Annotated in this window: 16 protein-coding genes; 13 read left to right on the forward strand and 3 right to left on the reverse strand. The window is 71.3% G+C overall.

Translation table 11 applies throughout. The features are described 5' to 3' along the window. Together AB0O24_RS11895 and AB0O24_RS11900 are read left to right on the forward strand one after the other, a co-directional pair. Complete coding sequence (locus tag AB0O24_RS11895) at positions 1-1,068, forward strand: glycosidase (RefSeq protein WP_307382494.1); 1,068 nt, start codon at positions 1-3, stop codon at positions 1,066-1,068. Between the two features lie 80 nt (positions 1,069-1,148). Then, the gene (locus AB0O24_RS11900; protein WP_363375101.1) at positions 1,149-3,161 is read left to right on the forward strand and encodes a hypothetical protein; all 2,013 of its coding nucleotides are present in this window, start codon (positions 1,149-1,151) and stop codon (positions 3,159-3,161) included. A 98-nt stretch (positions 3,162-3,259) separates the two neighbouring features. Here the strand turns inward: AB0O24_RS11900 and AB0O24_RS11905 are convergent, their stop codons facing one another. Then, positions 3,260-4,129, reverse strand: a complete 870-nt coding sequence (locus AB0O24_RS11905; RefSeq protein WP_307382491.1) for a LysR family transcriptional regulator — start codon at positions 4,127-4,129, stop codon at positions 3,260-3,262. 81 nt (positions 4,130-4,210) lie between these two features. Between AB0O24_RS11905 and AB0O24_RS11910 the strand changes: the two genes are divergently transcribed. The 10 genes from AB0O24_RS11910 (at position 4,211) to AB0O24_RS11955 (ending at position 16,429) form a co-directional block, all read left to right on the forward strand. Further along, complete coding sequence (locus AB0O24_RS11910) at positions 4,211-5,443, forward strand: MFS transporter (protein ID WP_363375104.1); 1,233 nt, start codon at positions 4,211-4,213, stop codon at positions 5,441-5,443. Positions 5,444-5,610: 167 nt separating this feature from the next. After that, positions 5,611-7,311, forward strand: a complete 1,701-nt coding sequence (locus AB0O24_RS11915) for an AlkA N-terminal domain-containing protein (RefSeq protein WP_363375133.1) — start codon at positions 5,611-5,613, stop codon at positions 7,309-7,311. After that, positions 7,308-7,802, forward strand: a complete 495-nt coding sequence (locus AB0O24_RS11920) for a methylated-DNA--[protein]-cysteine S-methyltransferase (RefSeq protein ID WP_363375107.1) — start codon at positions 7,308-7,310, stop codon at positions 7,800-7,802. The genes AB0O24_RS11915 and AB0O24_RS11920 overlap by 4 nt, the downstream gene beginning before the upstream one ends. A 315-nt stretch (positions 7,803-8,117) precedes the next feature. Beyond that, positions 8,118-9,983, forward strand: a complete 1,866-nt coding sequence (locus AB0O24_RS11925; protein WP_275797767.1) for an ABC transporter ATP-binding protein — start codon at positions 8,118-8,120, stop codon at positions 9,981-9,983. Then, the gene (locus AB0O24_RS11930; protein ID WP_275797765.1) at positions 9,980-11,797 is read left to right on the forward strand and encodes an ABC transporter ATP-binding protein; all 1,818 of its coding nucleotides are present in this window, start codon (positions 9,980-9,982) and stop codon (positions 11,795-11,797) included. The genes AB0O24_RS11925 and AB0O24_RS11930 overlap by 4 nt, the downstream gene beginning before the upstream one ends. A gap of 287 nt (positions 11,798-12,084) precedes the next feature. Beyond that, positions 12,085-12,576 (forward strand): hypothetical protein, encoded by a 492-nt coding sequence (locus AB0O24_RS11935; RefSeq protein WP_275797763.1) that lies wholly within the window; start codon positions 12,085-12,087, stop codon positions 12,574-12,576. After that, positions 12,566-14,236 carry a daptide biosynthesis intramembrane metalloprotease gene (mpaP, locus tag AB0O24_RS11940; RefSeq protein WP_275797761.1) on the forward strand — a complete coding sequence of 557 codons (1,671 nt, stop codon included), beginning with the start codon at positions 12,566-12,568 and terminating at the stop codon, positions 14,234-14,236. Before AB0O24_RS11935 ends, mpaP begins: the two co-directional genes overlap by 11 nt. After that, positions 14,233-14,952, forward strand: coding sequence for an ATP-binding cassette domain-containing protein (locus AB0O24_RS11945; RefSeq protein WP_363375111.1), 720 nt, complete (start codon positions 14,233-14,235; stop codon positions 14,950-14,952). Before mpaP ends, AB0O24_RS11945 begins: the two co-directional genes overlap by 4 nt. Beyond that, positions 14,949-15,677, forward strand: coding sequence for an ABC transporter permease (locus AB0O24_RS11950; protein WP_275797757.1), 729 nt, complete (start codon positions 14,949-14,951; stop codon positions 15,675-15,677). Before AB0O24_RS11945 ends, AB0O24_RS11950 begins: the two co-directional genes overlap by 4 nt. After that, a complete protein-coding gene (locus AB0O24_RS11955; RefSeq protein WP_363375115.1) occupies positions 15,674-16,429 on the forward strand; it encodes a hypothetical protein in 756 nt (251 codons plus the stop codon). The genes AB0O24_RS11950 and AB0O24_RS11955 overlap by 4 nt, the downstream gene beginning before the upstream one ends. An 82-nt stretch (positions 16,430-16,511) precedes the next feature. Here the strand turns inward: AB0O24_RS11955 and AB0O24_RS11960 are convergent, their stop codons facing one another. After that, on the reverse strand, positions 16,512-16,763 hold the full coding sequence (locus tag AB0O24_RS11960) for a hypothetical protein (protein WP_275797752.1): 252 nt from the start codon (positions 16,761-16,763) through the stop codon (positions 16,512-16,514). Between the two features lie 308 nt (positions 16,764-17,071). Further along, positions 17,072-17,524 carry a GNAT family N-acetyltransferase gene (locus tag AB0O24_RS11965; protein ID WP_058628148.1) on the reverse strand — a complete coding sequence of 151 codons (453 nt, stop codon included), beginning with the start codon at positions 17,522-17,524 and terminating at the stop codon, positions 17,072-17,074. A gap of 175 nt (positions 17,525-17,699) precedes the next feature. Here AB0O24_RS11965 and AB0O24_RS11970 point away from each other — a divergent pair, with 175 nt between their 5' ends. Beyond that, complete coding sequence (locus AB0O24_RS11970; protein WP_363375118.1) at positions 17,700-19,919, forward strand: NADP-dependent isocitrate dehydrogenase; 2,220 nt, start codon at positions 17,700-17,702, stop codon at positions 19,917-19,919. Positions 19,920-20,087 lie beyond the last annotated feature (168 nt).

Consider the following 20,087-nt stretch of genomic DNA (forward strand, 5'->3'; position numbering starts at 1 on the left):
ATGACCCCCGAATCCCCCGTCCCTTACCGCCTCACGCGCGTGGGTGTGGTGATGACCCCCGAGCCCGGCAACATCGACGAAGCCGAGGGGGTGCTCAACCCGGCCTCGGGTCGCGGCCCCGACGGCGAGCTGTACCTGCTGCCGCGCCTGGTCGCCGAGGGCAACGTCTCGCGCGTGGGCCTCGCCCGCGTCGTCGTCGAGGACGGTGTGCCCGTCGCCGTGGAACGCGAGGGCGTGGTGCTCCAGCCCGACCGCGGGTGGGAGCGCGGTGCCGATAACGCCGGAACCGAAGACCCGCGCACGACCTGGATCGAGGCGCTGGGCCTGCACGTCATGACGTACGTCGCCTATGGCCCCCTGGGCCCGCGCACCGCCGTCGCCGTCTCCGAGGACCTGCGCGACTGGCGGCGGCTCGGCCCGGTGCTCTTCCGGTACCAGGACGACCTCGACATGGACCTGAATCTGTTCCACAACAAGGACACGGTCTTCTTCCCCGAGACGGTCACGGCCCCCGATGGCAGCGAGGCGTTCGCCGTGCTGCACCGACCCATGTGGGATCTCGGCGAGACGAAGCCCGGACAGGGCGTGCGGGTGCCGGCCGGCGTCGAGGACGAGCGGCAGTCCATCTGGATCAGCTACGTGCCCGTGGCATCCGTCCGCGAGGACCTCGCGAACCTCGCGCTGTGGGAACAGCACCGGTTCGTCGCGGGTCCCGCGTTCCCGTTCGAGGCCGTCAAGATCGGCGGGGGACCGCCCCCGCTGCGGATCCCCGAGGGCTGGCTCGTGCTGCACCACGGCGTGACCGGCGTGATCGACAGCGCGTTCTCGCAGCAGCAGAAGGTCAACTACGCCGCGGGTGCCCTGATCCTGGATGCCGATGACCCGAGCCGCGTGATCGCCCGGACGCCCGAGCCGCTGCTGGCCCCCGAGACCGACGACGAGCGCAGCGGCATCGTGCCCAACGTGGTCTTCCCGACCGCGATCGAGGAGATCGACGGCCGACACTTCGTGTTCTACGGCATGGCCGACTCGAAGATCGGCGTCGCCCTGCTCGAGCGCACCGACTGACGCGTCGGGCCGCGCCCGGGCCTCGACACCTCGGGCGCGACACCCGCGACATCCACCCCCATCGAAAGGATCCCCCTCCCATGAACGCACGATGGAGTGCGCGCATCACGGCGACTCTCGCTGCCGTCGCCCTGGCCGTGCCGCTCACGGCGGGCCCGGCGTCGGCCCTCGCGACCTCGTCCACCGCCACGGCCGAGGCCGCCCCGGCCGCGCCGCTGACGAACCTCGCCCATCTCGACTTCCTCCTCGACGAGGCCACCCCTCCCGCGGGCGTCGAAGGCCATTCGACCTACCGTCAGACCGAGGAACCCACCCTCCTCGCGCCGTGGACCTACGCCGATGCCCGTGACGGCGGCACTTTCGAGCGTGTCGGTGGAGGTCCGCTCGACGCCGCGACCGGTCACTGGGGCCAGGGCGCGTACAACGCCGACGACAACACCCGCGCCGCCGTCGTCTACCTCCGGCACTGGAAGCAGACCGGCGACGCAGACAGCCGGGACAAGGCCTACGAGCTGTTGCGGACGGTCGCCTACCACCAGACGACGGACGGACCCTCGGCCGGCAACGTCGTGCTCTGGATGCAGCCGGACGGCGAGCTCAACCCGTCCGCCGAGCCCGTCGAGCTGCCCGACCCGTCCGACTCGGGCCCGAGCTATTGGACGGCACGCACGGTCTGGGCGCTGGGGGAGGGGTATGCGGCCTTCGTCGACGACGACCCCGGTTTCGCCGCCTTCCTCAAGGAGCGGCTGGCCCTGTCGCGCGGCGCGATCGAACGCGACGTGCTGTCGAAGTACGGCCAGTACACCGAGGCCGACGGCATGCGCGTGCCCGCGTGGCTCATCGTCGACGGGGCGGATGCCTCGGCCGAGGCCGTCCTCGGACTGACCGCGGCCGTCCGCGCCGGTGACGACACCTCGGCCACCGCGGCGCGACAGCTCGCCGAGGGCGTCGCGGCCATGGCATCCGGGAACACCCGTCAGTGGCCGTACGGCGCGATCCTGCCGTGGGCGCAGTCGCCCGCGATGTGGCACGCGTGGGGTTCGCAGATGCCCGCGGCCCTCGCCGAGGCGGGAGACCTCTTCGGCGACGATGCGCTCGTCGCCCCGGCGATCACGGATGCCACGAGCTTCACCACCACGCTGCTGACAGCGGGAGGGCCGGACAACGGCTGGTTCCCGAGCCCCACCGATCGCGTCCAGATCGCGTACGGTGCGGACTCGCGTGTGCAGTCCCTGCTCGCGCTGGCCGACACGACCGGATCGTCGGCATTCGCCGAGCTCGCGGGACTGCAAGCCGCGTGGTTCTTCGGCGCGAACCACGCCGGAGCGCGGATGTACGACCCGTCGACCGGTGTGACCTTCGACGGCCTCCAGCCCGACGGGACCGTGAACCGGAACAGCGGCGCGGAGTCGACCATCCACGGGCTCTTGACCGCGCTCGCCCTCGACGCGCACCCCGATGTGGCCGCGCGTGCGACGGCCCTCACCTCCGTCACCGACCGCGTGGGCCTGACGTTCGTTCAGGCGGAGGATGCCAGTTCCACCGACGGCACCGTGTCGACGCCGACGTCGTGGACGGGCGAGTCGAGCTGGTCGGGCGACGCTCTCACTCTGAAGCCCGGGCAGAGCGCGACGTGGGACATCGGCTCCGCAGACACGAAGCGCTGGGTCGAGCCGGTCGTGTTCTCACAGCCGGGGGAGCAGTCGCTCTCGCGATGGCGCGGGAACGGGGCACTGAAGATCACCGGCCCCGCGCAGGGCATCTCACCGACCCCGGGTGCGCTGCTGCCGCGCGCTCTCACCGCGCCCGTGTCCGAGCGCCGGACGGAGCTGAACGTCACCGCCCAGCGCGGCGATCTGATGCTCGACGGACTCATCGTGCGGCCGTTCGTGTCACGCCTCGTGCTCGAGGGCACCGGGAGCCGCAGTGAGCTCGTGAAGTCGAGCGCGCCGGGTGCGCAGCGGACGACCGTCTCGGGCGGCGGAACGGTGCGCGTCTACGACGCCCGCGGTGCGCCGCTTCGCACGACCGCGTTCGACGGTGAGACCACGGTGGTCCTGCCCTCCGGCGGGTTCGCGGTCGCGGAGCGCTGACGCTTCCTGCTCGTGAGGCGTTCGGGGCGTGATCGTCCGTTCGGGGCGCGATGTTCACGCCCCGAACGGACGGATGCGCCCCGACCCCGGATGCCTCATCACGCGGCGTGGATCGCCTCCACCACCGCCTGCACGTGCCGGCGGCGCACGGCTGCGGCGGCGACCGTCAGCGAGACGATCCACGGCGGGAGGTCGTCCGCGACGGGACGGACGCGGCATCCGGTCGTCGGCACCACGTCGGGGATCACCGCGACGCCGAGCCCTGCGGCGACGTATTCCGGGACCGTCGCCAGTTCGCCGACCTCGGCCACGATGTGCCGCGCGATCCGGCGGCGCTCCAGCTCGCCGTCGAGCTGCACGCGATTGCCGAATCCCGGGAGCACGTCGATCCAGTCGTCGCCCGCGAGCTCGGCGAGGGCGACCGGCCCGTCGGCGAGGGCGAGCGGGTGGGCCTCGGGCAGCACGGCGACGCAGGGGAATGAACCGAGCGGTCGCGATACGGAACCGGATGCCGGGGGCAGAGCCGTCAGCGCCAGATCCAGGCGGTCGCGATCGAGGTCGTCGAAGAGTCCCCGCGAGCCGGTCGCCGAGACCGTGACCCGGACATCGACCAGCGGGTGCGTGCGACGGAGGCGGGCGAGGATTCGGGGGAGGTCGATGACCCGCAGGCCGGCGAAGGTGCCGATGCGCACGAGACCGCGGATCCCGGTCCCGGACTCGGATGCCACTCCCCGCAGCGCGTCGAGATCGGTGAGCAGAGCGCGGGCGAGGGGGAGGAGCGCCTCGCCCGCGGCCGTCGGGCGCACGGCTTTGGTGGAGCGCTCGAACAGGCGCACGCCCAGGTCGCGCTCGAGGCTCGCGAGACCCGCGGACACCGTCGACTGCGCGGCGAACAGGCGGGCGGCGGCGGCCGTGACGTTGCGCTCGTCGGCGACCGCGACGAAGTATTCGAGCAGGCGCGTTTCCATGGCGCAATGATAGATCTAGTCGATTACTTCCATCGAAACTGTTCGTTTCCCTCGATGTCTTACCCGCGGCATCCTGAGGTCATGACTTCCTCGATCACCCTTCCGGTCGCCGTTCCCGTGGCATCCGCGCGTCTCTCTCACCGGACCGGGTTCTGGGTCACGGCCGCCACGTTCCTCGCGCTCATGGCCTTCAACACGGTGCCGACGCCGCTCTACGCGCTGTATCAGGCGCGCGACGGCTTCCCCACGTTCCTCATCACGGTGATGTTCGCCGCGTATTCGATCGGCGTCATGGTGTCGCTGTACCTGGCTGGCCACCTCAGCGACCGTCTCGGTCGCCGCCCGCTCATCCTCGCGGCCACGGTGCTCGAGATCGTCGCGGCCCTGGTGTTCGTGCTGCGCGCCGACGCCGCCGGTGTCATCGCCGCTCGCCTCGTCGCCGGGCTCGGCATCGGACTCCTGACGGCCTCGGCCACGGCGCACCTCGCCGACCTCCGGCGCGTGTCGCACCCGGCATCCCCGGGTTTCGCCGCCACGGTCACGGGTGTCGCGAACATGGGTGGCCTGGCCCTCGGCCCGCTGATCGGCGGCCTCTTCGCCGAGTTCACGCCGGCGCCGCTCGTTTTGCCATACGTCGTCTTCCTCGTCGGGTTCCTCGCGCTCGGCCTCGCCTACGTCTTCGTTCCCGAGACGGTCGAGGTCGACCGCTCCTTCCGTTACCGGCCGCAGCGGGTCCGCATCCCCGCGGACGGACGACGCGCCTACTGGGCCGCGGGGACCGCGGCCTTCGCCGCCTTCGCGGTGACGGGGCTCTTCGGCTCGGTGGCCCCGACGTTCTTGGCCGGGCGGCTCGGCGTCACGGACCACCTCGTCGCCGGCGCCGTGTCGTTCTCGGTCTTCGGTGCCGCCGCGGTGTCCCAGGTCGTCTTCGCGGGCCGCTCGACACGCACGCAGTTGCGGCTGGGCCTGGTCGCCATGGTCGCCGGTCTACTGAGCCTCGGTGCCGCCGATCTGCTGACCTCCGGCCCGTTCTTCCTCGTCGGCGGCATCGTCGCGGGAGCCGGCGTCGGGCTCCTCTTCCGCGGCGCCCTCGCCACGGCCGGGTCGCTCGCCGACCCCCGCACCCGCGGCGAGATCACCTCGGGCGTCTTCCTCCTCGCCTTCGCCGGCATGACGGTGCCGCCGCTGGCCGTCGGCGTCGCGCTCCTCGCCCTCCCGCTGGTGCCGGTGTTCCTCGGCTTCGTCGTGCTGGTGCTGGCGCTGACGATCTGGGGCGGCCTGGTCATCCTGCGCGAGACCGCGCGGGTCGCGTGACGGAGCGGCGTCCGGCCCGGCGGCCGCGCATCGTCTCCCGCTGAGTGTCCACGACACGCCGTTTCGGGCCCACCCGTTGCGGCGTGTCTTGGACACTCGACATCGGCTCCACCCTCGTGTCCGATTTCCGCCAGCCGATGTCGGAGGTCGGTGGCAGGGTGGATGCCATGACCCTCCCCGTTCCGACCGCCCCGGGCTTCGCCGAGCGCTATCGCGCGATCCAGTCGCGCGACCGGCGCTTCGACGGGCAGTTCGTCACGGCCGTGCGGTCGACGGGAATCTACTGCCGACCGAGCTGCCCCGCACGGACGCCGAGAGAAGCGAACGTCACCTTCTACGCCACCTCGGCGGCGGCGCACGAAGCGGGCTATCGCGCCTGCAAGAGGTGTCTGCCCGAGGCCGCTCCGGGCTCACCGCTGTGGGATGTGCGCGGCGACGTCGCCGCCCGGGCGATGCGCCTGATCGCCGACGGCGTGGTCGACCGCGAGGGGGTGCCGGGGCTCGCGCGACGTCTCGGGTACTCGCCGCGCCACCTCATCCGTGTCCTCACCACCGAGCTCGGGGCGGGGCCTCTCGCCCTGGCTCGCGCGCATCGCGCGCACACCGCCCGTGCGTTGTTGGTCGGCACCGACCTGTCGTCGGCCGATGTCGCCTTCTCCGCCGGGTTCTCCAGCATCCGTCAATTCACCGAGACGATCGGAGAGGTGTTCGGGATGCCGCCGCGCGAGCTGCGCGCACGGCGGTCGCGGGCGTCCGGGGCCGAGGCCTCCGCGGGCGAGATCGATCTCGCCCTACCCGTCCGCGGACCGATCGACACCACGGGTCTCTTCGGGTGGATGCGGGCTCACGCGATCCCGGGCGTCGAGGTCGGCGGCGACCGGTTTTTCGCGCGGGTCGTGCGCCTGCCCGGCGGGCCCGGGTGGTTCGAGGTGCGCCTCGCCGACGACGGCCGGCTGCGCCTGCGTGCGCGCCTCACCGCCCTCGCCGACCTGGGCACGCTCATCGCGCGGGTGCGTCGCCTCTTCGATCTCGACGCAGATCCGCTGGCGGTCGACACCGAGCTGTCGCGGCATCCCGAGCTCGCCGCCGCCGTGGCGGCGATCCCCGGTGTCCGCGTTCCCGGCGCGATCGACGCGGGCGAGATGCTCCTGCGCGCGATGATCGGCCAGCAGATCAGTGTGGCCTCCGCCCGCACGATGCAGGGGCGGCTGACCGCCGAGCTCGGCGAGTCGGTCACGATCGGTCCCGAGCCGCTGACCCTGTTCCCGGATGCCGCGGCGATCGCCGATCGAGGACTCGAGGTGCTGCGCGGTCCCGGTGCCCGCATGAGGGCGATCGTGGGCGTCGCCGAAGCCCTGGCGGACGGCTCCCTCACGCTCGGACCGGGCGATGACGGCGTCGAGCAGCGCCAGCGGCTCCTCGCCCTCCGCGGGGTGGGCCCGTGGACGGCCGACTACGTCCGCATGCGGGTCCTCGGCGATCCCGACGTCCTCCTCCCCGGCGACGTCGCGGCGCGAGCGGGGGCGGCGGCCCTGGGCCTGCCGTCCGGCCCGGCCGGCTTCACGGAGTGGTCCGCGCGGCTGGCTCCCTGGCGCAGCTACGCCATGGCTCACTACTGGTACGCCGCTCCTGTCACCCAGGCGTGGCGGCTGTCGGGTGCCGAAACGGCGGCGGCTGCCGCGGTCCGGCGGCCCGGGAAAGCCGTCACCCGCCGTACGCCTGTCCCCGAGAGATCGCACCGCCGATCCGCGGACATCCCCGCGTCTCTCCCCGCGACCCCTGCCGCGCCCGCGACCCCTGCCGCGCCCGCGTGCCCCACCGCCTCCGCGCCCCTCCCCACCGCACCCGAAAGCGAGCCCCTCCGATGAGTACCTCGACTCTGCAGTTCCTCGATACGCCCGACGGACCGTTCGCGATCCTCGCCGACGCCGACGAACGCGTCCTCGTCTCGGGCTGGACCTCCGACGCGGAGGCGGTGCTCGCCCGTCTTCGGCCCGACCGGCGGCCCGACGAGGTCGTCGAAGGCACCACCGCCGCGGCCGACGCGGTGCGGGCCTACTACGACGGCGACCTCAGCGCGATCGACGCGGTCGAGGTGCGCCAGTTCGGGACGCCCCTTCAGCAAGCGGGGTGGGACGCCCTGCGCCGCATCACCCCGGGCACGCCGCTGACCTACACCGGCTTCGCCGCGGCGCTCGGTTCTCCCTCGGCCGTCCGGGCGGCGGCATCCATCTGCGCCCGTAACGCTCCGGCCCTCTTCGTGCCTTGTCATCGCGTCCTGCGCGGCGACGGCACGATGGGGGGATTCGCGTGGGGGACCGACGTCAAGCGGCGTCTGCTGGAGCGCGAGGCGGCGTGAGGGGAGGGGCGTCGCGCGGCCCCTGGTCTCGAACCGGCTCTTGCCCTCGGCGTTCGCTCAGAGATATCCTGAAGGGCTGTCACACCCCCGGGCAGCTTCCGCTCATCTCAAGGAGGATGCCATGGACCACATCGACGCCCCCGTCGCCCGTGTCGCTGCGCCCTCCGTCTTTTCCGCGCGTCCTCACGGGCGCCACTAGGGCCTCTCGCCGGCGCTCGAGCGCCGCCCACCGCGCCCGTCCCGGCTGAATGCCGGTGCCCTCGGCATCCCCTTTCCGCGCCCGATCCCGGCGCTCGCTTCGACCCCTTGAGGATCATGACTTCCGCTTCGCCTCGCCCGCACCTGTCCACCCCGCGCGCTCTCGCCCGGCTTCTGCCCATCGCGCGTCCCGTCATCCCGCGCCTCATCGCGGGTGCGGTCACGGCCCTCATCGCGAGCCTGCTGGCGTTGGCGATCCCGCTGGTGCTCGAGCAGATCGTCGCCGGGCCCATCGCCTCGCTCGACCCCACCGCCCTCGTGTGGGGGTCGGTCGCGGTGCTCGCGCTCGGCCTCGCCGAGGCGGCCATGGTGTGGCTGCGCCGCTGGTTCGTCCTCGCACCGGCGACCAAGGTCGAGTACGACCTGCGCCAGTCCTTCTACTCGCGCCTGCAGCGCCTGCCCGTCGCGTTCCACGACCGCTGGCAGTCGGGCCAGCTGCTGTCTCGCATGATGCAGGACATCAGCATGCTCCGCCGCTGGCTCGCCTTCGGCGTCATCCTGCTCGTGGTCAACCTGCTGACCATCGCGATCGGAGCGGTCCTGCTCTTCCGCTGGCACTGGTTGCTCGGTGCGCTGTTCCTCGTCACCTCGGCCCCCGTGATCTACGTCGGCTTCCGCTTCGAGAAGCGCTACGGCGCCCTGACCCGTCAGAGTCAAGACCAAGCGGGCGACCTCGCCACCTCGGTGGAAGAGAGCGTCCACGGCATCCGTGTCCTCAAGGCCTTCGGCCGGGGGCGGCACGCCCTGCAGAAGTTCACGCGGCAGGCCGAGTCGCTGCGCGAGACCGAGATCGACAAGGCCCGCGCCGTCGGCTGGATCTGGTTCTTCCTGGTGCTGCTGCCCGACATCGCTTTCGCGGTGTGCCTCGGCGCCGGCATCGTGCTGACTCAGCTCGGACAGCTCCAGGTCGCCGAGCTCGTCGCGTTCTTCGCGATGGCGACCGTGCTGCGCTGGCCGATGGAGTCGATCGGCTTCCTCTTCTCGTTCCTCCTCGACGCTCGCACGGCGACCGACCGCATCTTCGAGGTGTTCGACGAGCAGAACACGATCGTCGATCCCGAGAACCCCCGCACCATCGCGGAGCCCCGGGGCGAGCTCACCTTCGAGGGTGTGCACTTCCGGTATCAGGATGCCGCTGCCACCGAGCCCGATCTCATCGACGGCGTCGATCTGGTGCTGCGTCCCGGCGAGACGATGGCTCTCGTCGGTCTCACCGGCTCCGGCAAGACGACGCTCACGACCCTGCCCGGACGCCTGTACGACGTCACCGGTGGACGCGTGCTGCTCGACGGCGTCGACGTGCGCGAACTGACCCTCGCCGAACTGCGCCGGCACGTGGGCATGGCGTTCGAAGACGCGACGCTGTTCTCGCAGACGGTGCGCGAGAACGTGCTGCTGGGCCGCGAAGACCTCGAGCCGGGCTCGGCCGAAGCCGACCGCATCCTGCGCGAAGCGCTGCAGGTCGCACAGGCGCACTTCGTCTTCGACCTTCCCGACGGCCTCGACACCGTCATCGGCGAAGAGGGGCTGAGCCTGTCCGGTGGGCAGCGGCAGCGGCTCGCGCTCGCGCGCGCCGTCGCGGCGCGTCCGGCCGTCCTGGTGCTCGACGACCCGCTGTCGGCGCTCGACGTCGACACCGAAGCTCTCGTCGAAGACGCCCTGCGTGAGGTGCTCAGTGAGACGACGGCCCTCGTGGTGGCGCACCGTCCCTCGACGGTGACGCTCGCCGACCGGGTCGCGCTCCTCGAGAACGGCCGGGTGACCGCCGTCGGCGCTCACTCCGACCTGCTGCGCGAGAGCGAGCACTACCGATACGTCATCTCGAGCCTCGAAGAGGCGGAACGCGAGGCGCGCACCGGTGCGATCGACGTGATCCGCGCACATGACGACGACACCCTGACCGAGAAGGAGGCGACCCGATGAGCACCGCAACCGTCTCCGGAACCAGCGGCGAAGACCGTTCCGACTACACGCGCGACGAGAGCCGCGCGATCCGTCAGCGCTCGCTGCGTCTGCTCGGCTCGCTCGTGTCTCCCCTGCGGTGGCAGCTCGTCCTCGCGGCGGCCGTCCTCGTGGTGTCGACCGCGCTCCGCGTCGCCGGCCCCGCGCTGATCGCGTACGGCATCGACAACGCGCTGCCCGCGGTGATCGATCGAGCCGATTGGATGCCGACCATCGGCGTCGTGGGCATCTACCTCCTGGCGGGTGTCGGCGGGGCCGTCCTGATCGGCTGGTACGTCGTCGTCGCCGCGCGGCTGACCCAGGCGGTGATGCTGGACCTCCGCAAGCGCATCTTCCTGCACACGCAGAAGCTGAGCCTGGAGTTTCACGAGTCCTACACGTCGGGGCGCATCATCTCGCGCCAGACGAGCGACCTCGACACCATCCGCGAGCTGCTCGACGGCGGGCTCAACGAGCTCGTGTCCGGCGTGCTCTACGGCCTGTTCACTCTGGTCGCGCTGTTCCTCATCGATTGGCAGTCGGGGCTGATCCTGACGGTCATGGGTATCCCGATGTACCTGCTCATGCGCTGGTTCTACCGCCGCTCGCAGGTGATCTACCGCGAGTCGCGCGTGATCAGCGCGCAGGTGATCGTGAAGTTCGTCGAGACGATGACGGGGATCCGGGCCGTGAAGGCGTTCCGCAAAGAGCCCCGCAACGACGAGGAGTTCGGCAAGCTCGCCGGCGACTACCGCGACGTCAACATGCGCTCGATCCGTCTCTTCGGCACGTTCGAGCCCGGCATCATGGCGGTCGCCGCGGTGTCGGTGGCGGTCGTGCTGCTGTGGGGCGGCGGCCGCGTGATCGCGGGACCGCTCGAGATCGGTGTGCTGACGGCGGCCGTGCTGTACGTCCGCAACTTCTTCTCGCCGCTGCAAGAGGTCGCGTTCTTCCTGAACTCGTACCAGTCGGCGACGGCGGCGCTCGAGAAGGTGTCGGGCGTGCTGGAGGAGGAGCCCACGGTTCCCGACCCGACCGACCCGGTCGACCTGTGGGAGGCCCAGGGTCACGTCCGCTTCGACGAGGTCACCTTCGGCTACAGCGACGACCGCGTCATCCTGCCGAACTTCTCGCTCGACATTCCGGCGGGGCAGACGATCGCCCTCGTCGGCACGACCGGCGCGGGTAAGTCGACGTTGGCCAAGCTCGTGTCGCGCTTCTACGACCCCACGGCGGGCGCGGTCACCCTCGACGACGTCGATCTCCGCCGCCTTCACCCCAAGGATCTGCGCCGCGCGATCGTCATGGTCACGCAAGAGGCATACCTGTTCAGTGGAACCGTCGCCGACAACATCGCGCTCGGAAAGCCCGACGCCACGATGGACGAGATCCGCGCCGCGGCCCGGGCCGTGGGCGCCGACAGCTTCATCGAGAAGCTTCCGGACGGCTACGACACCGACGTGAACAAGCGCGGAGGGCGCGTCTCTGCGGGGCAGCGGCAGCTCATCTCGTTCGCGCGCGCGTTCCTGGCGAACCCCGCCGTGCTCATCCTCGACGAAGCCACGGCGTCGCTCGACATCCCGAGCGAACGCCAGATCCAGGATGCGCTGCAGACCCTGCTCGCCGATCGCACCGCGATCATCATCGCGCACCGCCTCTCGACGGTGGCCATCGCCGACCGTGTGCTGGTGATGGAGCACGGCCGCATCATCGAGGACGACACACCCGCCGCCCTCATCGCCGGCACCGGCAAGTTCGCCCAGCTCCACGCCGCCTGGCGCGAGTCTCTGGTCTGATGCGAGAGAGGGGATGCCGCGGCCGCGGGGTCGTGGCATCCCCCATGCTCCCTCGAAAGTGACCTCTCTCTTGCGTCTCTCGCGCGCGCCATGGTGATCGTGGCGGACGGGGCGGGTGATTCGCTCGCCTCGGCGCTTCCGATCGCAGGTGCGCATGTATACATTCTCTTTCGGTCTCCCGTTCGACGGAGGGCCTCCGCGCTCCGGAAGTGCGCGAAGCGGAGCGAGGGGGATGTGTCGGTGACACGAGGGGCAGTCGACGCGCGGGACGCGCGGATCGTCGGGGAATGGATCACGGGGCGGCACGAGTCCTTCCATCGGGCGGCCTCCTGATCGTCCTCGCCGCGACCTCGATCACGCTGCTCGGGCCGGCCGACCGCCGTCGGCTCTTCCGCACGGTGCGCCGACACCTCGCGCCGGGCGGCTCGTTCGTGCTGTCGGTCGCGGGCGCCGGCGCCCTCCGCACTCTCCGGGAGTCGGCGGATCGAGAACTCGCCGTGGGGCCGCGCACGTACCTCCAGTCGCAGCAGGTAGAACCCGACGGTGCCCGCCGGATCGTCAACTGGATGCCGCTTCCCCTGCCGCCCGCGCCGGGTCCGGTGCCCGTGCTGACCACCCGCCTGCACATCCTCGACGAAGCGCGCGTCGCCGGCGAGATGCGGGATGCCGGCTTCCCTGCGCCGGAGAGCGTCCCGGTGCTCACCCACGGCAGCGCCACGGGGGACGGTATGGTGCTGCTCCGCTCCCGGGTCGACGGGGGAACGCGTCATGCCGCGTGACACTCTCGTCCCCGAGGGCGCGGCGCCTCGGCTGGCCGACACCGTGCACATCGAGCCGGCCGCGGGCGGCGAACGCTGGCTCGTCAGCGTTGACGGAGTGCCGGTCTCGCGTGCGTCGTCGACCGTCGCCGCGATGCTACGCGCCATGGACGGGGAAGCACGGCTCGATGAGCTGCGTCGACGCTTCGCCTCCACCCAGACACCGGAGGAGTTCGCCGCCCTCATCGAACGTTTCGGCCGCGCGGGTCTGCTGCACGGCTCCGAACGGCGGGCCGCGGGGCGATTCACCTACCGCCCGCCTCTGACGATCCAGTTCGCGACGCTGCGCGCGCCGGGGTTGTTCGACCGTCTCCATCGCTTCATCCGCCCCGTGCTGCGCGGGTGGCTCGTCTGGCCCCTCGCCGCGCTGATCGTCGGCGGGCTCGCAGCGCTGGTGCTCCAGGCCTCCGACGTGGCCGCTGCGCTGACGTCCCCCTTGCCGCTGGTCGACGTCCTCGGCGTCGCGCTCGTGCTCGTGACCGCGACGTTCGTGCACGAGTCGGCGCACGGGGTGACCCTCGCGCACGGTGGCGGACGTCCGCGGCGTGCTGGCGTGATGCTGCTCTACCTCGGCCCGGCGTTCTTCGTGGATGTCACGGACGCGTGGCGGTTGCCGTCTCGCGCGTCCCGGGTCCGGGTCGCTCTCGCCGGCCCCGCCGTGCACGCCGCACTCGCCGGCGTGGCGGCGCTGTGCGCGCTCGCCGCGCCCGACCCCGGCACGCGGCGAGCACTCCTCGTCCTCAGCTGCGCCTGCGTCGCGGTCGTCGCGCTGAACCTTCTCCCGTTCGTGCGGTTCGACGGGTACATCGCGCTGATGAGCGCCCTGGACGAACCGAATCTGCGCGGGCGGACGATGGCGGATGCCGCCGACGCGCTGCGCCGCGTCCTGTTCGGCGGCGCGTCCGCGCCCCGGGCACTGAACCGGTGGTGGAGCGTTCCCTTCGGCATCCTGAGCGCGGTCGTTCCGTCGGCACTCGTGTGCGCCGCCCTGGAGCGCGCGGTGCGCGGGCTGGCCGGCACGGGGCCGGGCGGTGCCGTCGTCGTGCTGGTCCTCGAGGCTGTGGTGGTCGCCGCGGTCGGGACCCTGGTCGTCCGGTGGCTCGCTGGCGGGTGGACACGAGGGCGCGGGCGCTCCCGCTTCGTGCTGGTGAGCGCCGCGCTCGTCGCGGCCGTCGTCTGTGCGGCCGCGGCCATCCCCGTGGGCGACGCGCGGACCGTCGGCTTCACGACCGCCGACGACCGCATCGAGCTGGTCGTCCCCGTCGGGTCCGCCGACGACAGAGCCCTCCCCGACGGCCTCCCGGTCGACCTGATGACCAGCGGCATCGTCGCCGAGGTCGTCGTGGCGCGGGGTGTCGTGCAGCCCGCGCCGTCGCGGACGACCACCGCACCGCTCACGGCGTTCTCGCCGGTCGAGGTTCGCGGTGTCGCGGCCGACGTCCGCGTGATCGGCGCGGTCGACGCCCCCGCCGGGGCCGTGCCCGCCGCCGGCCGGGCGGTCGTGCACCTCGGCTCGCGCTCGCTGCTCGAGGCCGTGTGGGCGACCCACGTCGTCGAGCCCGCGTCCACTCTGCTCTCCCTTCTCGACCCCCCGACATCCGAACCGAAAGAGGCCCGATGACAGACAACGCGCTCGAGGTCCGCCACCTCACGAAGACCTACGGCTCCCGCACCGCCGTCGACGACGTCTCGTTCGCCGTGCGTCGCGGCAGCATCGTGGGGCTTCTCGGTCCCAACGGCGCGGGCAAGTCCACGACGCTGCGCACGCTCGTCGGACTGTCGGCTCCGACCCGGGGCGAGGCTCTCATCGACGGGATGCCGTTCGCCCGCCTCGCGCAGCCCTCGGCGCACGTCGGCGTCCAGATGGACGGCTTCGGCTTCGAGGTCGGCATCACCGCGCGTCGGCACCTCGAGATCGCACGTCTCGCGGTGGGGGCCGCCCGGCGTCGGGTGGACGAGGTGCTCGACGAGGTGGGCCTCGCCGCCGATGCCCGTCGGCGGGTGAAGTCCTTCTCCACGGGCATGGTGCAGCGGCTCGGGCTCGCGACCGCGCTCATCGGCTCGCCGCGGACGCTCGTGCTCGACGAGCCGTCCAACGGCCTCGACCCGGACGGCATCCGATGGTTCCGCCGGTACCTGCGGACCTTCGCCCGGGCCGGCGGCACGGTGCTCGTCTCGAGCCACCAGCTCGCCGAACTCGAGAACACCGTCGACGAGGTCGTGATCCTCCAGCGGGGCGTTCTCTTCTCCGGTGCGCTGAGCGACCTCGTGCCCGCGGGCAGCGGCGCGTCGCTCGAGGAGCGCTACTTCGACCTCGTCGAGGGGCGCGACGCGTGATCGGCGTGATCCGTTCCGAGCTCCTCCGCTCGCGCAGCGGGGCGAACACGCTCGCGGTCCTGCTGCTCGGCGCTTTCGTCCCGGTGATCGTTCTCACCAGCGACGACACCCTCGGACGGATGAGATCCCTGGATGCCACGACCGCGACGGAGCTGCTCCTCGCACCGCTCGCGTGGTCCTTCGTCGTCGCGGGGTTCGCCGGGGCGTTCGGGGTGACGCGCGAGTTCTATTACGTCTCGATGGCCCGGACGGTCGCGCAGATCGGTTTCCGTCGCGCGTTCGTCGCGAAGGGCGTCGCCGCGATCGGGGTGGCGGTGGTCCTCACCGTCGGGCTCGGTGCGGTCTGGTGCGGCGTCGCGACGATCGTCCTCGGCGTGAACGGTCTCGTGTTTGCCCCGTCCGCGGCGGCGACGGCCACCGTACTCGGATCCCTGCCCGGTGCGATGCTCGGCGCCATCCTCGGCTCGGCGGTCGGCTGGATCGCCGGCAACTACTACGTGGCCGCAGCCATCGTGCTGGCGGGGCCGATCGCCTTCGAGATGGCCTTCCTGGGGTCCGCCCCCGACATCGCCCGGTTCTCTCCCGGCCTGTCGCTCGCCGCCCTCGCCTCGCCGCGAAATCATCCCGTCCTGCTGGATCCAGGGCTCGCTCTCCTCGTGGCTGTGGGCTGGACGGTCGCCCTGACGGTCGCGGCGTGGACCGTCGGGCGTCGGCGGTTCCGATGAACGTGTCGGTGTCGGTCGGACTCGGGCGCGCACTCAGCGCCCAGGCCCGTTCCGCGGTCGGCGATCTGCCCCTCGCGGGTGTCTGCGTCGCCGCGATCGTGCTGTCCGCGTCGATCGGGGCGAGCGTTCCGGGTGATCTCGCCACGGCGCCCGACGAGGCGAGAGCTGCGATCGCGGCACCGTTGTCGACCGTGATCGCGATGTACGGCGCGGTCATGGCGGCGATCTACGGGTCGTTCCGATACACGGTCGACCGGCGCGCAGGGGTCGTCGCTCAGCGCGCCACCCTGCAGCCGCGGCGGTGGCATCTGGCCGCGCGGATCCCCTTCACCGCGCTGAGCGGCGCGCTCGTCGCGGTGGCATCGCTGCTCGGCGGTCGGCTGGCGTTGACGGCCGCCCTCGGTCTGCGGGGGCTCGACCTCGGTTCGGTGGGGATTTCCGCGGTAATCGGGGCGGCCGCGGCGCTGTGGGGACTCGGCATCGGGTTGCTCGTGCAGGCGCATCTCCCGGCCCTGTTCGTCGCCCCGCTGTCGCTCATCTCGGCGTTCCTGATCGCGCCGCTGTGGCCTTCGGTCGCCGCGTGGCTCCCCCTGCCCACGCTTCTGCGCGCGGTCGGCCGGGAGCTCGGACCGCTCGGGATCGACGCCGCCGTGGGGCCGGTGCCCGCCGCCGCGACCGCCCTCGCTGCCGTGTGGATCGCGGCCGTGCTGAGCGGGGGAGCCTGGTCGTTCCTTCGCCGCGACCTTCGCTGAGCGGGCTGCGCCAGTACATCTCGAGCCTCGAGTGGGAGAGTCTGCCGACCTCTTCGGCCAGCTGGCGGGATGCCGTCCCCGGTCATGCGCCGCGCCGGAGCGCCGCGGGATCTCGTCGCTCAGCCCGCGTGGCCGCCTCCCGGATCACGAGCGCGTCCTCGCGACCCACACAGAGGACGATGCGGGCGCGCGCGTCTTCCACCGACTCGAGCAGCTGTTTCTGCCGACCGGCGCAATGGGTTTCGTCCACACGCTGCGGAGGGTGGCATGCTGCGGCGACGTCGAGAGCAGCGGTGATGCACGCGATCCTCGCACCCGCACGCGCGGCGGTCACGTCCGCATCCGTCGCGCCGCGGCGGGCAGCGATACCGTCCCGCTCGATGATCCGTTCGCGAAGATCCACGGTGTCGAATGTGCCGGGCTGTCACCCGCGGTGGCGCACGCTTCGGGTCAGAAAATGGGCAGAACCTGAGGAAGTCTTCCGATGTGCACGAACACTCTGCGCCTCGCCCACGGCCTTCGCAGAATCCGCGTCCTGGGCGGATTCCCGCTGACGCTCTGCGAGTTCGGCGCGATTCTGCGAACGTCGTGCCGCACCGGGGTCGCGTCCGGCCCGGGAGGTCAGGACACCGCTTTGCGGGGTCACACGCTGACGCGCGCGATCACCTCGCCGTACTCGGTCTCGCCGACGGGCTGGAAACCCACGCGCTGGAAGAAGGCCTCGGGGCCGCCGACGCCGGGCTCGTAGATGACGTCGACGTGGTCCATGCCGCGCTCGCGCGCCTCGGCGAGCACCGCGGCGATCGCGTAGCTGCCGACGCCGCGGCCCTGCTCATCGGCGTCGACGTTGATGCGCCACAGTACGGAGCGGAAGTGCTCTTCGTGCGCCTCGGGATCGAAGTTGGCGCTGACGAAGCCCACGACCTCGTCTCCGTCGAGCACCACGCGCTGCCACGACGTCGAGGGGTTCATGACGGTGGCGGCGATGCCGTAGCTCACCGGTGCCAGGAACTGTTCCTGTCCGGGCTTCAACGACAGCGTGTTGACCGCCACGATCGTGGCGGCGGACAGTTCGACGAGACGAAGGTCGGCCATGCGCCCAGGCTATCGGGCCTGCGGGGGTGTGCAACCTTGGGGATGCCGCAGAGTCACGGACGAAACCCGCAAGCGGCCATCGCGACGACCACCGAATTATCTTGACATCAAGAGACTTTGCCGAGGTGCGATAGGCTGAAACCACACCCTGGCCGCCTCTACGGAGAGATCTGACGTGCCCGATTCCACCATCATCTACACGTACACCGACGAGGCGCCGGCTCTCGCCACCGCGTCGTTCCTGCCCATCGTGCAGGCCGTCACGAAGCAGGCGGGGGTCGACGTCGAGACCCGCGACATCTCGCTCGCCGGCCGCATCCTCGCGGCCTTCCCCCAGCGCCTCACCCCCGAGCAGCAGGTGGGCGATGCGCTCGCCGAGCTCGGCGGTCTCGCGACGCTGCCCGAGGCGAACATCATCAAGCTGCCGAACATCTCGGCATCCATCCCGCAGCTCAAGGCCGCGATCGCCGAGCTCCAGTCGCAGGGCTACGACATCCCCGACTACCCGGACGAGGCGTCGAGCGTCGAAGACAAAGACGTGCGCGCGCGCTACGACCGCATCAAGGGCTCCGCGGTGAACCCCGTGCTGCGCGAGGGCAACAGCGACCGTCGTGCACCCCTCGCCGTGAAGAATTACGCCAAGAAGCACCCGCACCGCAACAAGCCGTTCGGCGAGGGCTCGAAGACCCGCGTCGCGACGATGGGCCACGACGACTTCTTCTCGAACGAGAAGTCGGTCGTGATCGCCGACGACGACGTCCTGTCGATCCAGCACATCGCCACCGACGGCACCGTGACCACGCTCAAGGAGGGACTGAAGGTCCTGCAGGGTGAGATCGTGGATGCCACCTTCCTCTCGGCCGCGGCCCTCGACGCGTTCCTCGCGGACACGCTCGAGCAGGCGAAGGCCGACGACGTGCTCTACTCGGTGCACCTCAAGGCCACGATGATGAAGGTCAGCGACCCGATCATCTTCGGTCACGTCGTGAAGGCGTTCTTCGCCGACGTGTTCGACCGACACGGCGACGCCCTCGCGGCCGCCGGTCTGACCCCCAACGACGGTCTCGGCTCGATCCTCGCGGGTCTGGCGAACGTCGAGGGCGGCGACGCCATCGCCGCCGAGATCCGTGACGCCCTGGCATCCGGCCCCCGCCTGTCGTACGTCAACAGCGACAAGGGCATCACCAACCTGCACGTTCCGTCCGACGTGATCGTGGATGCCTCGATGCCGGCCCTCGTGCGCAACGGTGGCAAGCTGTGGGGCGTCGACGGGGGAGAGGACGACACCCTCGCCGTCATCCCCGACTCCTCGTACGCCGGGGTCTACCAGGCGACGATCGAGGATGTCATCGCCAACGGCCCGCTCGACCCGGCCACGATCGGTTCGGTGCCGAACGTCGGGCTCATGGCCCAGGCCGCCGAGGAGTACGGCAGCCACGACAAGACCTTCGAGATCGCCGCGCCGGGCCGCGTGCAGGTCGTCGCCTCGAACGGCGACGTGCTGCTCGAGCACGAGGTGAACACGGGCGACATCTGGCGCGCGACCCAGACCAAAGACGTGGCTGTGCGCGACTGGGTGAAGCTCGCCGTCACCCGCGCCCGCGCGACCGGTGTCCCGGCCGTGTTCTGGCTCGACGAGAACCGCGCCCACGACCGCAACCTCATCGCCAAGGTCAACGAGTACCTCGCCGACCACGACACCGAAGGCCTCACGATCGAGATCCTCGCCCCCGCCGAGGCCACGACGTACTCGCTCGAGCGCATCCGCCGCGGCGAGGACACGATCTCGGTCACCGGCAACGTGCTGCGCGACTACCTCACCGACCTGTTCCCGATCCTCGAGGTGGGCACGAGCGCCAAGATGCTCTCGATCGTTCCGCTGCTCGCGGGCGGTGGCCTGTTCGAGACCGGTGCCGGCGGCTCCGCCCCCAAGCACGTGCAGCAGCTCGTCGAGGAGGACTACCTCCGCTGGGACTCGCTCGGTGAGTTCTTCGCCCTCGCGGCGTCTCTCGAGCACCTCGCCGACACCACGGGCAACGAGCGCGCTCGTGTCCTCGCCGAGACCCTGGATGCCGCGACCGGCACGTTCCTCGAGAACGACAAGTCGCCCGGCCGTGCTCTCGGCACGATCGACAACCGCGGCAGCCACTTCTACCTCGCGCTGTACTGGGCGCAGGAGCTGGCGAAGCAGACGAAGGATGCCGACCTCGCCGCGGTCTTCGCGCCGGTTGCCGACAAGCTGGCGGCCGAAGAGCAGACCATCGTGTCCGAGCTCAACGCGGTCCAGGGCCATCACGCCGAGATCGGTGGGTACTACCGTCCCGACACCGCGCTCGTCGAGAAGGTCATGCGCCCGTCCGCGACGCTGAACGCGGTGGTCGACGCGCTGCGCTGAGCCGCTCACACGCTGAACCCGGGAGGGGCGGATGCCACTGGCATCCGCCCCTCTGCCGTCGCGACGCGCCCCCGCGCGGGATCGTGTCGGCGTCCCACGGCCCGCCGGGACCGGTCGAGTGTCCAAGACACGCCGTAACGGCCGCCCCGATTACGGCGTGTCTTGGAC

The organism is Microbacterium sp. NPDC086615 (assembly GCF_040686055.1).
In the GTDB taxonomy this organism is placed as follows: Bacteria; Actinomycetota; Actinomycetes; order Actinomycetales; family Microbacteriaceae; genus Microbacterium.

Bases quoted from the DNA above. Each gene is read 5' to 3' on its own strand.
- AB0O24_RS11895 (WP_307382494.1), top strand. From the start codon at position 1: ATGACCCCCGAATCCCCCGTCCCTTACCGCCTCACGCGCGTGGGTGTG.
- AB0O24_RS11900 (WP_363375101.1), top strand. From the start codon at position 1,149: ATGAACGCACGATGGAGTGCGCGCATCACGGCGACTCTCGCTGCCGTC.
- AB0O24_RS11905 (WP_307382491.1), bottom strand. From the start codon at position 4,129: ATGGAAACGCGCCTGCTCGAATACTTCGTCGCGGTCGCCGACGAGCGC.
- AB0O24_RS11910 (WP_363375104.1), top strand. From the start codon at position 4,211: ATGACTTCCTCGATCACCCTTCCGGTCGCCGTTCCCGTGGCATCCGCG.
- AB0O24_RS11915 (WP_363375133.1), top strand. From the start codon at position 5,611: ATGACCCTCCCCGTTCCGACCGCCCCGGGCTTCGCCGAGCGCTATCGC.
- AB0O24_RS11920 (WP_363375107.1), top strand. From the start codon at position 7,308: ATGAGTACCTCGACTCTGCAGTTCCTCGATACGCCCGACGGACCGTTC.
- AB0O24_RS11925 (WP_275797767.1), top strand. From the start codon at position 8,118: ATGACTTCCGCTTCGCCTCGCCCGCACCTGTCCACCCCGCGCGCTCTC.
- AB0O24_RS11930 (WP_275797765.1), top strand. From the start codon at position 9,980: ATGAGCACCGCAACCGTCTCCGGAACCAGCGGCGAAGACCGTTCCGAC.
- AB0O24_RS11935 (WP_275797763.1), top strand. From the start codon at position 12,085: ATGGATCACGGGGCGGCACGAGTCCTTCCATCGGGCGGCCTCCTGATC.
- mpaP (WP_275797761.1), top strand. From the start codon at position 12,566: ATGCCGCGTGACACTCTCGTCCCCGAGGGCGCGGCGCCTCGGCTGGCC.
- AB0O24_RS11945 (WP_363375111.1), top strand. From the start codon at position 14,233: ATGACAGACAACGCGCTCGAGGTCCGCCACCTCACGAAGACCTACGGC.
- AB0O24_RS11955 (WP_363375115.1), top strand. From the start codon at position 15,674: ATGAACGTGTCGGTGTCGGTCGGACTCGGGCGCGCACTCAGCGCCCAG.
- AB0O24_RS11965 (WP_058628148.1), bottom strand. From the start codon at position 17,524: ATGGCCGACCTTCGTCTCGTCGAACTGTCCGCCGCCACGATCGTGGCG.